The following is a 13,146-nucleotide window of genomic DNA, read 5'->3' as shown; positions in this document are numbered from 1 at the left end:
CCGATGAGAAAGGCGCCAAGGCCTTGTCCACCACACACGACATAGCGTTCCCGGCTCCTCGCCACGACCCCCTGCTCCCCTCTCCCGCGTACGCCGCGCACCGAGCCGAGACGCCCGTCGCCCGGGTCCGTCTGGCCAGTGGGCAGAGCGTCTGGCTCGTCACCGGCTACCACGACGTACGCACCGTCCTGGCCGACGCACGGTTCAGCTCCGAGATCCTGCGGCCCGGCTTCCCCCAGATCCAGGCCGCGGCACCCACGTCCGTTCCGCCCGCGGCGTTCATGGTCCTCGACCCGCCGGCCCACACCCGCTACCGGGCGCCGCTGATCGGCGAGTTCACCACCCGGCGCATCGCCGCGCTGGAGCCGCGCATCCGCAGCATCGTGGAGAGCCAGGCGGAGGTGCTGGCGAAGGAACCTCGCCCCGCCGACCTGGTCGAGCTGTTCGCCCTCCCGGTGCCGTCCCTGGTGATCTGCGAACTGCTCGGAGTCCCCTACGAGAAGGCGGAGTTCTTCCAGTCCCGGTCCCAGGTGGTCCTCAGCAGGGTCGCCGGCACCGAGGAGGTGGACCGGGCGAACCAGGACCTGTTCGACCTCATCGCGGCGGTCGTCGAGACCAAGCGGGCCCATCCCGGCGACGACGTCCTGAGCAGGCTGATCGCCCACGAGTCCGCTTTCACGCTGGACGAGATCGTCACCGTGGCCGTCGTCCTCCTCACCGCGGGGCACGAGACGACCGCCAACATGATCTCGCTGGGCGTGCTGCGGCTCCTCCACGAGCCCGAGATCTGGCAGAGCCTCGCGCGCGGGACACGGGACTCCGGACCGGTCGTCGAGGAACTGCTGCGCCTCCTGACCGTGGTGCAGTCCGGTGTCCCGCGGGTCGCCACCGAGGACGTCATGCTGTCCGGCACGCTGATTCGCGCCGGCGAGGGGGTCATCGCGCTGCTCGCCGGGGGCAACCACGATCCCGCCGTGTTCGGCGCGCCGGAGCGGATCCACCCGGAGCGCGTCGCGCCGCGGCATCTGGCCTTCGGCTACGGCCTGCATCTGTGCCTCGGCCACACCCTCGCCCGTGCGGAACTGCGCGTGGTGTTCGAGACGCTGCCCAGGCTCTTTCCGAACATGCGCCTCCCCAGGGACGGCGCGCCTCCCCTGTTCGCCGACGGCGCCTTCGTCTACGGCGTGGAAGGTCTGAACGTCGAATGGTGACAGCACACATGGGCGCAGCGCGCTCCGGACCTTGTAGCCCCAGGGGGAACTGATGATGCGCGACCCCGTGAACTTCCGCGATCTGGGCGGAACACCGGTGTTCAAGGGATGCATAGCGCCCCGGACACTGTTCCGCGGAGCCGGCCTCCACCTGCTCGCCGCGGCCCGACTGCGCGAGCTCGGGACCGAGTTCGGCATCTCCGGCATCGTCGACCTCCGCTCCGAGCGCGAGGCGGTCATGGACGGGACCGCCCCCGTGTCCGCGGCGCAGACCCTCTACCGGATCCCCCTGGGAACGGCGATCCAGGATCTGAGCCGGATCCCGATCGACGATCTGCTCCCCGTCACATACGGGCACTTGCTGGACGAGTGCTCCGCCTATCTGGTCGACGCGCTCAGAACTGTGACACGTGCGCTCACCGCAGGAGGGGTCCTCATCGCCTGTACGGCGGGAAAGGACCGTACCGGCGTCCTCGTGGCCGCGCTCCTCGGACTTCTCGGCGCCACCCCCGAGGTCATCGTGGCCGACTACCACCGCTCCGACGCCGCGTTCGCGAACATCATGGAGCTCTACGGCAGCAGTCCCAGCGCCGAGGCCGCCATGAACCTGCTGCCGCCCGAGGTCCACCACGCGCCCGCGCACGCCATGGAGAAACTGCTCGACCACGTGTCGAGCACCTGGGGCGGCTGGGACCTGTGGGCCCGGGAGAGCGGGATGACGGACTACGAGATGGAGGAACTGCGGTCCGCTCTCGTCCACATCCCGTGAATCCCCTCCCCTTCTCCCGTTTTCGCGTTCTCCCGCTATCGAGTTCTCCCGTTTTCGCAACATCGTGACTCACAGAAAGAGTGCTCTGATATGTCGACTGTGATTCTGCTGGGCTACCGCCAGCCTCTGGCCGAAGCCATCGAGCGCCACGGCGAGGTGCCGTTCTCCATCGTGGAGAGGGACGTCCCGGGCCTGAAGGAGGGACAGTTCTGCCGGGTGAGTGACCTGGAGGACGTCCAGGAAGTCCTGCGAGCGGTCGCGAGCAGCGACCTGTCGGATGTGAAGGGCGTAGTGACCGGGCACGAGCAGGGGGTGTTCAGCGCCGCCGTCCTGCGCGACGAGCTGCGGCTGCCGGGGTGCCGGGACCACGCCCGCGCCTCCGTGTTCCGCGACAAGTACCTACAGAAGAGCAGGCTCGCCGCCGACATCCCCCGGGCCCGGTGCCGGTACGTCACGTCCCGTACCCGCTTCGACGAGCTTTCCCGTGACCTCGGACTTCCCTTCGTGGTCAAGCCGGCGGCGGGTTTCGGCTCCATCAGGACCTCGGTCGTACGCAGTGAGGACCAGTTCCACGAGCTGCTCCTCGCGAGCGAGAAGCACCGCTTCCTCGGAACGCTGGCGACCCAGTCCTCGGACGTCGCCTTCGTCGCCGAATCGTTCGTCTCCGGCCGGGAACTGCACGTGGACGGGATCTGGCAGGACGGCGCCTTGCAGTGGGCGGCGCTGGGCCGCTACCGGGAGCCGCTCGTACAGCTCGCCGCGGGACACGTCCTGGTCGATTACATCGCCTCCCCCGAACAGTCCGCGGAGTCGCTCCGGCGAGCGGTGGCGCTGGCGGAGAAGAGCCTCGCATCCCTCGAAACCCCCGACTGCATCTTCCACATGGAGGCGTTCGAGGACGAGGAGCGGACCGCGTTCAGCGAGTGCGCCATGCGGCTGAGCGGAACGCAGTACCCCGAACTGCTGGAGATGACCTACGGCGTCAACCTCTTCGACGCGGAGGTGAGCCTTTCCCTCGGCGAGAAGGCCACCGTGGCACCTCACGAACCCGAGCAGCTGTACGGCTACATCCATCTCCGCCAGGACTCCGGAAGCACACTGCGCAAGGAGAACCTCGAAGAGCTCTTCCCCTTCGTGCAGTTGGAGTATCCGGCCCGGGACGACGCCCCGTGGCGAACCGGCAAGATCGGCCTGGGAGTTGTCGCCCACAGCCGGGAGGACATGCTGGCGAAGCTGTTGGAGGACATCGCGAGCTTCAACGAGGAGGCCGTCCCGGTGGGATCACCTTCCCCCTGACGCCGACCCCTGTTCGGCATATCCGGGCTCACCCATCCTGAGCCCCCTGCCCGCGGTCGACCGTGCCCTGCCTGATCCGGTTCCGCAGCCACTCGGTGCTGACCCCGATCTTCCGGGCCACGTCGATGACGCTCTTGCCGGAGGAGTGGACGAGCGCGACCGCGTCCCCTCTGATCTCCTCCGGGTAGCGCCTGGTGGTGTCGTGGGTGGCTCCCTCCGCGGGAACCGCGGCCGAATCGATCTGGCAGACCGTGGACACCTCCACAGAGCCCCGTCCAGGAAAGACCAAGGGTGCAAGCCACCTTGGACGAGCTCTCGGCCGTTCCGCTCGACGACGTCCTCGACGTCGTCGAGCGGCGGTTCGGACGTCAACTCGCGTGCGAGGGCGGCCACTTCAGCAAGCACACCGGCACCGCCGGACATCGGCCGGAGGACCGCGGACCGCGCTCATCAACCTCGCGGAGCACTCCACGGACGAGTGTCCATGGGCCAGGCCTGCCTGACCCGACGAATCCACGCGGTTTCCTGGGAAGGACATCGACAGCACTCTCACCAACTGGGCCTGCTCTCCGACGTCCTGTCGGCTTCGCAACGGCATGCTGCCCCGGCTCCTTCTGTGTGCGTCGGCGTAACCCATGAAGATGCTCAGCCTGGTACACGGGTTCGGGCACCGCTTTCCATGCCGGAGCACAGCCTTCCGTTCCCCGATGTCCTGGTTCCAGGGTCGCTGTCGAAATGGGTCCATCGGCCGATGCCCGCCCCGACCACCGAGGTGATCATGAGGGTTGTCCGGTCGAGGCGATGAGGAGCCATGCAGGTGGAGCAGGTGAACTGGGTCGGGGTCCCGGCCGGGTTGCTGCGTCGGGGTACGCCGGCCGACGAGGTGGCGGCGGTGGCCCGGCACTATGCGGACACCGGGGTGCCGGTGGAGTGGTACCTGAAGGAAGTCCCCCGCGCGGAGATCCACGTCCCGGCGTTCCGGATCGCCCGTACACCGGTCACGGTCGGCCAGTGGACACGCTTCGCAGCGGCCACCGGCCGGCCGGTCCCACGGGCGCCGGCGGACCACCCGGTCACCGGGGTCGCCTGGGAGGCGGCGACGGCCTACTGCCGGTGGCTCGGCGAACGGCTCGACGGCCTCGATGTACGGCTGCCCACGGAGGACGAGTGGGAGCGCGCCGCGCGGGGCGACGACGGCCGGGAGTTCCCATGGGGTGCGGAGTACCGCACCGGCCTGGCCAATCTGGTGGACCTCGGTATCGGCACCACGACGGCAGTTGGTTCTTTCCCCGAAGGCGCCAGCCCTTTCGGGGTGCTGGACATGGCGGGTAACGCCGACGAGTGGACCTCCACCCTCTACGCCCCCTACCCCGGCGCGCCCGCCGAGGTGCCGAACACCGAGGACTGGGCCTTCGACCGGCACATCACCCGAGGCGGCGCGTTCCGCCACGACCGGGACCTGGCCCGGTGCGCCCGCCGGCACGGCGCCTACGAGCCGGATCTTGAAGCGATCGGCGTGGGCTTCCGCCTGGCGGCACCGGCCGCGTAGGACCGGACACGTGCCGGCATCGCATGACGGGCAGCGTCTCCTCAGGACTGTGCATCGTGGGCCGCACCGACCGGTCCACCTTCCGATGTACGCCGACACCACCGTCTACGAGTGGGCGGCCGGCGGCTGTACCTCGCACTGCTGCGAGCCTCCACGTGACCTGAAGGGGCATCAGCCACCCCTGAGATGTGGCGCTTTGGGATGGTGAGGGGCGGATACGAAGGCGAGCACTGCGCACGGTGCCGAGGAGCACGCCCGCCGACGTAGCGGCCAGGGCTGGTGCCGCAATCCCGGCGATCAGTCGATGCCTTGCCGACGATCCGCCAGAGGTCGTCATTCCTTCTCCACCCGGTCAACCGACCTGGCCCTGCACGAAGTCCAAGGCGTGGCGTGAAACGATGACGGAATGACGGCTACCGCATTCGCTTTCGCGATTCTCGGACTCATCGGGCTGGTCGGGTATCTGGGAATCTTCGTAGCTCTGCACGTGCTGCCCACCGGCTACCATCCCGTCCGGCACGCAGTCAGTGACTACGCCGTGGGCCGGTACGGTTCGCTGTTCCGCCTCGGGCTGCTGGTCTCCTCGCTGGGCGTCGCGTTCCTGGCGGTCGGCCTCACCCTTGAGCCGGGAGCTCCGCCGCTCGCGGTGAGCCAGCTCGTCTTCCTCTACCTGGTTCCGCTCATGCGTCTGGGCATGGCCCTCTTCCCCACTGACCTGGAGGGCGAGAAACTCACCAACACCGGTCGCCTGCACTACCTTTTCGCCATCGCCGCATTCGCGTTCACCTACGCGGCGATTTCCGGGATGACATCCCGTCTGGAACCGCTGGCGCCCTGGCAGTCCGCGCACGGACTCCTGTCCACTCTCCGCGAGATCGCCCTGGTGTCGCTCGTCCTCCTGGTCGTGACGCTGCTCCCCCGCCTGCGAAAGATCTTCGGCCTGTTCGAGAGGGTGTTCCTCGTCAGCGCCAACCTCTGGCTCATCAGCGTGGGAATCCTCCTCGCCGTCAAAACCACCTGACGGAGCAGCGCCACTTCCACAGAGGATCAGCCCAGACGCGGAGTTCAGCACAGGCATTCCGTCTCCAGTCCGCGCGAACCGGCGAGACTTCACGCCCACCAAGCAGCTCAAAGCTCACGGCCTGGCAATCCCTTTGACTCCGCCCCGGCCCTCGGCGTTACTTCCAAGATTGCTATCACCGACCCCACAGTCCGGAGCGGTGAACGATCGCAGCCGGAGTCAGTTCGCGAAGCAAACGTTCCTCGTTGACGTCCACCACCGCCCGGCGGAACAACCCCGCGAGTTCTGTGTATCCGGTGCTGCGCCCCGGCTTCGACCCTGCTCACGGCGAATGGGTGAGGCGCCAGCGTATGCCTTCAGGCCGCGGGCGTCGGGGAACCGTTGTCGGTCGTCTCCGATCTCGGCGAGCACCCGGGCGCCGAGTTGGGTGCCGAGGCCGGGAAAACACCTTTCGTCGCCCGCCCCTCCATGACACGTCCCACTGGCAGCGGCTGGCCCGGGCCTGCCGCTGCCAGTGACAAGCCGCGCGGGCATGAAGATCACGATCTACGGCCGGAGTACTGATTCCAGCAGCGTTTCGCTATCTGGCCTGGTCAGAAGCCTCGTCGGGAATACTGTTGGCTGATGGTGTGTCAGGTGCGGTCGTGGTGGACGGTCCCACCAAGGAGTGGACCGAGAGCCGCCTGGGACGCGGTCGGGCCAGGCTTCCGGCGTGTGCGACGACCTTCCGGACGTGGCTTAGGGCCGTGAACTCGACGACCTCTTCCTGCGTATCGGCCATCGTTTCGGCCGCACCCGCCTGTTCCCGAAACTGGCTGCGGAAGCTCACCGCGCGCTGCATCTCCAGCCTCGGCCTCCGCCTTACGCCAGCGGCTCGCCCAGGACGCGACCAAGCCCTGCGCCGGGTCCGGAGCGCGGAGCCAGGTCTGCCTGGATCGGTCACCCGTGGCGCAGCACCGAGCCATCTCGCCGCGCACCCCACCGCCGTCACTTCCTAGCGGGTGGGACGCCGACCAGTTTCACAAGGAACCGGTCCACCTGTTCCTCCAGTGGGGGCCAGGGCAGCTCGGGCTGGTTGACGCGTGTCGAGACTGCGCCGTGGACGGCCGTGCGCAGGTCCAGGGAGACGGTCTCCGCGTCGTCGCGGGGTGCCAGCCCGGCGTCCATGCAGCGGCGGATCGCCGCGGTCGTGCGCTCGGCCATCTCACCTCTGAAGGACATGTCCGTGCGCCGATTGAGGGTGCTCTCGTGCAGCACCTTGTACAGGCCCGGGTGTTCGCGGGACCACGCGCCGAGCAGCGCTGTACGGGCGCGCAACGCGGCCACCGGGTCGGCGGCGCCCGACTCCGCGTCGTCCACCGCGCGCAGCAGGCCCGCATGGCACTGCTCCAGCGCGGCCAGTACCAGCGCGTCGCGGTCGGCGAAGTGGATGTAGACGGAGGTTGCTGCGATGCCCACCTCGCGGGCGACCGCACGCAGCGACAGTGCCTGGTCGTCGGCGAGTTCGTCGAGCAGCCGCAGCGCCGCCTCGACGATCTCGGCGCGCAGCCGCTCACCCTGGCCGCGCGGGTTACGGCCGCGCGGCGCAGCGCGGGCGGTTTTTCGGGCCGGCGTGCTGGCATCCATGATCCGGCATTGTAATGGGACAGCCCTTAGGGCTACAGTCGTAGCCCTACAGCCGTTAACTTAAGGGGATTCACCATGACGCTGCCCACCCAGGCCACAGTCAAGGAACTGGACCCGGTGTTCGCCGAGATGGCCGCCGCGAGCTTCCAACTCGCCGGGGAAGGACAAGAACTGACGCCGCGGGAGCGGATCCTGCTCAGCCTCGTTGCCGACGTCTGCGAACAGATTCTCGGGATGCCCTACGAGTTGCACGTGCGGGCCGCCCTGGACAACGGCCTCGACGCCGACGACCTGCGCGAGTTGCTCCGCTTCATCTCCTACGACAGCGGCTATCCGGCGGCGCTGGCCGCGCTGGAGCGGCTGGCTGAGATCGAGCGCAAACACGGCCTGCCCGGCCCGACCGGCCAGGGCCACCCGGTGAACGCGGACGGTACGGGCAGTCCTATCCCTGCGCCGACGCGCGCTGAGGTGCGCGCTCTCGACCCGGGCTTCGCCGACTACATGGACCTGCAGTCACGGATGCGCGCCGGCATGTCCCGGATCAGCATCCGCGAGAGGACGTTCGCCACGATGACGGTGGACGTCCTCTACCAGACCCTCCAGGAGAGCTTCCGCGTCCACATCGGCCGCGCGCTGCGAGCAGGGGCGACGCCCGATGAGGTCCGCGCCGCCGTCCGAGCCACCGCGACCTTCGGGATGACCCGGACGTGGCGCGCCCTGAACGTCCTTGATGGGCTGCTGGCCGACCAGGAGGAACGGCAGGGAAAGCAGACGGCCGGGAACGCCTGACCGCCCGTAGCCTGCACCCCGCACACGACTCGGACCGCAGGGCCGGTCCGTCATAGTGCAGGCCGCAGGCGCAGTCCAGGGCATTGTTGGGCGAGCCTGCGACGCCACCGCGGCGCGGCAGCCTGCACAACCGTCAGTGATTCACTTCGCGAGATCGGCCGTTCCTTCTGCCAGGTGCATAGCCTGCGCCCGCCCCGTGCTGCTGACCGCCGCCGAGGGTGAGCGGCTGAAGAAGATGGCCTACGGTCACAAGACCCGCACACCGCCTGCGGGTCCGCGCGATTGCCGTACGTCGGCTGCCCTGGCCACCGTCAGCAGCGTGCCGGCGAGAACGGAAGGCTGGTCGTCTAGGCCGTTGACCAGCCCGACACGTGGTCCGTGCGTGGGCCCCTCCGGCGGCACGACCCTCGTCCCGTCCAGTACGCCGAACATGTGCAGCCAGGCGTGCGAGATCACGCTGACCACCGCCCGCAGGGTGGGTGCGCGGAGCGGCCGGCGACGCTGTCCGACTCGATCCCGGGCGCGGAGGAGGAGACTCCACGGCCAGTCTCACCGAGGACCTGACTGCGTGGGAAGGTCTCCACGGAACGGGGGAATGACAAGCACAAAGCCCCCGTCAGCGAACTGACGGGGGCCATTGAACGATCAAGGCTAACGATCCGTCACGTCAAGGATCTTGAATCCGTACGCCGGCAGGCTGACCGTGTACTCAGTGCCCTTGATGGCGGGCGCCTTGCCGCCGTTGTAGAGGTCCTTCGGCGTCTGCGTGGTGTCGATGCCCGTACCGTTCAGGTGCACTGTCACGTTCTTCGCGGTGTCGCTGAAGTTGTAGACGAGCAGTGCCGTCTGCTTGCCGTCCTCGCTCGTGCGCTGCATGGCGTACGCCTTCGGGTCATCCCCGACGGGAACGCGCCTCCGGCTGGCTGCTGGGAGCAGGGCCTTGTTGGCGTTGACGGTCTGCAGCACCTTTTCCCAGTTGGTCTTGAGCTTCGGAGACCAACGGATGTACTGGTCGTACATGCCCGATCCGTAAAGCATTCCGGACCCGGCGAGCAGCGCGGCTTCCTGGACCCGCATCACGTCATCCCTGGGATACGTGGGATAGGTGTGCGGTTCGAGGTTCGTGGCCGGATCGTCGCCCCAGATGCTCCAGGTGTGTGTGGTCGCTCCCAGCTCGCGGGCGATGTCGGTGTTGTGGAGTGCGGCCTCCAGACCGTTCGCGTCGGTGGTGCCGTCCACGATCCGTGAGTAGTCGTTCTCCGTGTCGGTGTCCTCGTAGTTGAACCAGGACGTGAATCCGAACTTCTGGCTCTCCACGGCGTTGGAGGAGTTGGCGCGTTCGCGGGTCAGCCACTTGTCGGTGGGGGTGTAGGTCGTGGGGAGGTCGATCGCGGCATTCTTCCAGCGGGAGTCCGTCGTGCCCACGTCCCACATGAATCCGTCGATTCCGGTGTCGAGCCAGAACTTCTCGATCCGCTCCACCTCGACCGTGTTGCTGAGCAGGTTGTAGTCGAAGCCAGGACCGAACCACAGCTTCCAGTAGAAGGCGCCGGCCGTGGGACTCCACGCAGTCGCCGATGAGTTGCGATGATCCGAAGCGGACGGGGACGCATGCGTCAAGTACGGTCGCTTCACAGGGAGTTGGTGGGTCACGATGCCGAGACGAGTCACGATGAGCCCAGGGCGCAGCGCGGCAGCCAACGGCGCATCGACCAGCCATGCGTCACGCCGGGACCCCTGGCCGACCTGAAGGATCTGCGCTACCGGTTGTACCTTGCCGCGGGTGCCCCCGGCGTGGAGCGCATCGCCGCTGCGGGTCGCGGCGGACGATACTTTGCCGGGCGGCCCCTCGAAGGATTCCGTGCACCGCATCATCGGCTCATCTGAAATTCCGACCGTACAGGTCGACGCTGTCTCGGCGGCTGCAGCACTGGCCCGCCAGGCCGGGTGGCGTGTCACGGACGTGACGGAGCGAGTGGGCAGAACGTGGATGAGGGCCCAGCTGGTCCGGCCGCTGGGCTCCCCCTTCACCCTCCTGGGCCCTTCGCTCTGGAGGTTCACCGGTCGATCAGCGTGGGCGACAACGATGGGTTGCCGCAATTTCCCGCGTACGTGGAGCGTGAACACGACCGGCGACATTGAGTCAGCATGAGGCTGACCCGCCCGCAGATGTCCAGACATGAGAACGCAGGCTGTCCGTCGAGGGATTCCCCAGGAGCGATCTCCTCCTCAGGATGACGGGGTGTCGAGCAGGGACGCCGCCTCCCCCGAGAGGCCTGCACCAGGGCTGAACCCCGAGGTCAGCGCACCCGTCCCCGCGGCTTCAGCGGCACCGGCGGAAGTTCAGGAGCGGGTAGCGGCGCACCGTCGTACCCCACCACCTCACCGAACCGCGAGCCTGCCATCCAGTCCGAACGGGCCTGTGCGATGTCCTCGTTGGACCGTCCGATGAAGTTCCACCACATGATCAGCTCCTCCTCGAACGGTTCGCCGCCGAGGAGCATGAGGGCCGCGTCGGACTCGGCGCGCAGCGGAAGTTCGGTGCGGCCGCAGCCGAGGTAGAGCATCGAGCCGGGAAGTACCGGTACGCCGTCGACGTGGGCCTCTCCGGACATGGCCAGTACGGCGTACTCGAAGTCGGGCTCCAGGGGCAGGCGTACGTCGGCACCGCTCGCGAGGGCCAGGTCGGCGCCGACGATCGGGGTGTACGTCGTGCCCGGTGAGGCCGTGCCGTCGACCGTACCCAGGATGAGCGTGGCACGGAGGCCGGGGGCCGTGACGAGAGGCAGGTCGGCGTGGTGCTCGAAGCGCGGGTCGGCGTGGCGGTGGCTGTCCGGCAGGGCGACCCAGAGCTGCGCGCCGTGCAGGAAGCGGGCGTGCGACTTGGGGCTCTCCTCGGCGTGGCTGATGGCCCGGCCGGAGGTCATGAGGCCCAGTTCGCGCGGCCGGATGGTCTGCAGGCTGCCCGTGGAGTCGCGGTGCAGCACCTCGCCCTCGTGCAGCCAGCTGACGGTCTGCAGGCCCATGTGCGGGTGCGGCGGGACCTGCATGCCGGGCTCCTCGGCGATGTCGTCGGGCCCGTAATGATCGACGAAGCACCACGCGCCGACCATGCGGCGGCCCAGATTGGGCAGCAGGCGGCGGACCTCGGTGGACTCACCGAGCTTGACCTTGCGGGGGCTGAGGAGTTCGCGCACCGGTTCGGCCACCACAAAACCGCGGCCACCGCACAGGGCGGGCACTGCCTCGCGATCAAGATTGCTCATGGCCCACAACCTAGCCCCGCCGGGGACCCGACGTCAGGCCATCGACCCGCCCATTGAGGGGCACTCGGCGCAGATCCGGGCAGAGGACCTAGGTCCGGGCCTAGGTCCGGGCCTAGGTCCGGGCCTAGGTCCGAGGCCTCGGACGCGTACGCCGTTGGTCGGACCGATCTCAAAATAGTAGCCATGGATATAGTAGCCATGTACGGTTTCTTGCATGAGTTCGGTACCTGAGAACGCGACGCCCGGCTTCCTCGTCTGGCGCCTGTCGATGAAGTGGCGGGTGGCCGTCGACCGGGCGGTCGCGCCGCTGGGTCTGACCCACGCGCAGTACTCGCTGGTGGCATCGCTGTACGGCATGCACAGGGGTGGCCGCCGGCCGAGCCAGCGTGCGCTCGCCGACCACACCGGACTCGAAGCGCTCTACGTCTCGAAGCTCGCCCGCGCCCTGGAGACGGCCGGGATCGTCGACCGGACACGGGATCCGGCCGATCCCCGGGCGATGCAGCTGTCACTCACGGAGGAGGGACACGAGGTCACGCGCCGCGCCATCGGGGTGGTCCACGACCTCCTGGACCAGCTCCTCGAACCCCTCGGCGGATTCCACGGCGAGCGCACACAGGCGTTCAGCCGTGAGTTGGCGGCACTGCTCGACGTACCACTCGATCCACGTTCCGAGCAGGAACACCCGCAGAGGGAACGCCCCGAACAGGAACACCCCAAGCAAGTACTTTCCGAGAAGGAGCACTCATGACCACCGCCACTCCACCCGCCAACGGCCAGGTCATAGCCCTGGCCCACTACGCAGCCCGGGCAGTACTGGAGACGGTACTGGCCCGCACCGGAACCACGTTCCACCAGTCGGTGACCCTCAATGCCGTCTCGAGTCAGGGCGGCACCGTCGAGGATGACTGGATCATCAGCCGCCTGACCGGGTCACTGAAGATCGAGGAGTCGGCGGCCCGGGAGATCGTCGACGAGTTGACAGCTCTGAAGCTGCTGGAGGAGTCGAGCTCGGGGCAGGTGTCCTTCACGGACAGCGGCCAGGAGCTCTTCGACCGAATCCAGCCAGGCGTACGCGAGGTCTCGGCCCGGCTGTACGCGGGCATCCCAGCCGAGGACCTGGCGACCGCCGGTCGCGTACTCACTCTGGTCACCGAGCGGGCCAACGCGGAGCTCGCAGACGTGTAATCCCACCACCTTGCAGTAGTGGAATATTCAACCACCTGCGCCTGTTGAGGCCGTCAAAGGAGGTCAGCGGTGGACACGATGTACTACGACCACGGGACGGCCGCGGAGCGCTGGGAGCGGGCGCGGATGTTCTTCGATGCCAGGGACTACACCGGGGCGGCGCGGGTTCTGGGTGGTCTGGTCGAGGAGGCGCCGGAACTGGTCGGGCCCCGGCTGCTGCTGGCCCGCTCGTACTACCACTCGGCCCAACTGTGGCGCGCCGAGGCCGAGTTGCGCGTACTCGTGGAGCTCGACCCGGTCGAGCACTACGCCCGGCTGATGCTGGGGCGCACGCTTCAGCGTCAGGGACGGGCCGACGAGGCGGAGCCGCACCTGCGGATCGCCTCGGCGCTCGTGGGCGACTTCGAGCGGGTGTAACAGCCCTGCGGCGA

The 13,146-nt window shown here is 68.2% G+C and carries 15 protein-coding genes; 9 read left to right on the top strand and 6 right to left on the bottom strand.

Features of this window, described 5'->3' with window-relative positions; all coding sequences use genetic code 11:
- Positions 1-23: 23 nt before the first annotated feature.
- From ACIPC1_RS10440 to ACIPC1_RS10430, 3 genes are all read left to right on the top strand, one after another.
- Positions 24-1,211, top strand: a complete 1,188-nt coding sequence (locus tag ACIPC1_RS10440; RefSeq protein WP_402515292.1) for a cytochrome P450 — start codon at positions 24-26, stop codon at positions 1,209-1,211.
- A 52-nt stretch (positions 1,212-1,263) separates the two neighbouring features.
- Positions 1,264-1,980, top strand: a complete 717-nt coding sequence (locus ACIPC1_RS10435; protein ID WP_402515290.1) for a tyrosine-protein phosphatase — start codon at positions 1,264-1,266, stop codon at positions 1,978-1,980.
- Between the two features lie 90 nt (positions 1,981-2,070).
- A complete protein-coding gene (locus tag ACIPC1_RS10430) occupies positions 2,071-3,276 on the top strand; it encodes an acetyl-CoA carboxylase biotin carboxylase subunit family protein (protein ID WP_402515288.1) in 1,206 nt (401 codons plus the stop codon).
- A gap of 28 nt (positions 3,277-3,304) precedes the next feature.
- On the opposite strand, the gene ACIPC1_RS10425 is transcribed toward ACIPC1_RS10430, so the two are convergent.
- Positions 3,305-3,541, bottom strand: a complete 237-nt coding sequence (locus tag ACIPC1_RS10425; protein ID WP_402515285.1) for a transposase — start codon at positions 3,539-3,541, stop codon at positions 3,305-3,307.
- Between the two features lie 546 nt (positions 3,542-4,087).
- Between ACIPC1_RS10425 and ACIPC1_RS10420 the strand changes: the two genes are divergently transcribed.
- Positions 4,088-4,825: a formylglycine-generating enzyme family protein gene (locus ACIPC1_RS10420; protein WP_402515283.1), complete on the top strand. Its 738-nt coding sequence runs from the start codon at positions 4,088-4,090 to the stop codon at positions 4,823-4,825.
- Positions 4,826-5,231: 406 nt separating this feature from the next.
- A complete protein-coding gene (locus tag ACIPC1_RS10415) occupies positions 5,232-5,846 on the top strand; it encodes a DUF998 domain-containing protein (RefSeq protein WP_402515280.1) in 615 nt (204 codons plus the stop codon).
- Positions 5,847-6,065: 219 nt separating this feature from the next.
- Here ACIPC1_RS10415 and ACIPC1_RS10410 read toward each other — a convergent pair whose 3' ends face one another.
- Together ACIPC1_RS10410 and ACIPC1_RS10405 are read right to left on the bottom strand one after the other, a co-directional pair.
- Positions 6,066-6,380: a transposase gene (locus ACIPC1_RS10410; protein WP_402515279.1), complete on the bottom strand. Its 315-nt coding sequence runs from the start codon at positions 6,378-6,380 to the stop codon at positions 6,066-6,068.
- 453 nt (positions 6,381-6,833) lie between these two features.
- The gene (locus ACIPC1_RS10405) at positions 6,834-7,472 is read right to left on the bottom strand and encodes a TetR/AcrR family transcriptional regulator (RefSeq protein ID WP_402515277.1); all 639 of its coding nucleotides are present in this window, start codon (positions 7,470-7,472) and stop codon (positions 6,834-6,836) included.
- Positions 7,473-7,547: 75 nt separating this feature from the next.
- On the opposite strand from ACIPC1_RS10405, the gene ACIPC1_RS10400 reads away from it, so the two are divergent.
- On the top strand, positions 7,548-8,261 hold the full coding sequence (locus ACIPC1_RS10400) for a carboxymuconolactone decarboxylase family protein (RefSeq protein ID WP_402515274.1): 714 nt from the start codon (positions 7,548-7,550) through the stop codon (positions 8,259-8,261).
- Positions 8,262-8,507: 246 nt separating this feature from the next.
- On the opposite strand, the gene ACIPC1_RS10395 is transcribed toward ACIPC1_RS10400, so the two are convergent.
- The 3 genes from ACIPC1_RS10395 to ACIPC1_RS10385 form a co-directional block, all read right to left on the bottom strand.
- Positions 8,508-8,726, bottom strand: coding sequence for a hypothetical protein (locus ACIPC1_RS10395; protein ID WP_402515271.1), 219 nt, complete (start codon positions 8,724-8,726; stop codon positions 8,508-8,510).
- Positions 8,727-8,912: 186 nt separating this feature from the next.
- Entirely contained in the window at positions 8,913-9,881 is a 969-nt protein-coding gene (locus tag ACIPC1_RS10390; protein ID WP_402515268.1) for an alpha-glucosidase C-terminal domain-containing protein, read from the bottom strand.
- Positions 9,882-10,561: 680 nt separating this feature from the next.
- Positions 10,562-11,527: a pirin family protein gene (locus ACIPC1_RS10385; RefSeq protein ID WP_402515265.1), complete on the bottom strand. Its 966-nt coding sequence runs from the start codon at positions 11,525-11,527 to the stop codon at positions 10,562-10,564.
- A 214-nt stretch (positions 11,528-11,741) separates the two neighbouring features.
- Between ACIPC1_RS10385 and ACIPC1_RS10380 the strand changes: the two genes are divergently transcribed.
- From ACIPC1_RS10380 to ACIPC1_RS10370, 3 genes are all read left to right on the top strand, one after another.
- Positions 11,742-12,278 carry a MarR family winged helix-turn-helix transcriptional regulator gene (locus tag ACIPC1_RS10380; protein ID WP_402515263.1) on the top strand — a complete coding sequence of 179 codons (537 nt, stop codon included), beginning with the start codon at positions 11,742-11,744 and terminating at the stop codon, positions 12,276-12,278.
- On the top strand, positions 12,275-12,715 hold the full coding sequence (locus tag ACIPC1_RS10375) for a MarR family winged helix-turn-helix transcriptional regulator (protein WP_402515260.1): 441 nt from the start codon (positions 12,275-12,277) through the stop codon (positions 12,713-12,715). Before ACIPC1_RS10380 ends, ACIPC1_RS10375 begins: the two co-directional genes overlap by 4 nt.
- A gap of 69 nt (positions 12,716-12,784) precedes the next feature.
- Positions 12,785-13,132, top strand: coding sequence for a tetratricopeptide repeat protein (locus ACIPC1_RS10370; protein WP_384382536.1), 348 nt, complete (start codon positions 12,785-12,787; stop codon positions 13,130-13,132).
- The last annotated feature ends 14 nt before the right edge of the window (positions 13,133-13,146 follow it).

The sequence above is a fragment of the Streptomyces sp. NPDC087263 genome (assembly GCF_044744645.1).
Taxonomy (GTDB): domain Bacteria; phylum Actinomycetota; class Actinomycetes; order Streptomycetales; family Streptomycetaceae; genus Streptomyces.
The sequence above is the reverse complement of the archived record's forward strand: the minus strand, read 5'-3'. Positions and strand labels throughout refer to the sequence as shown.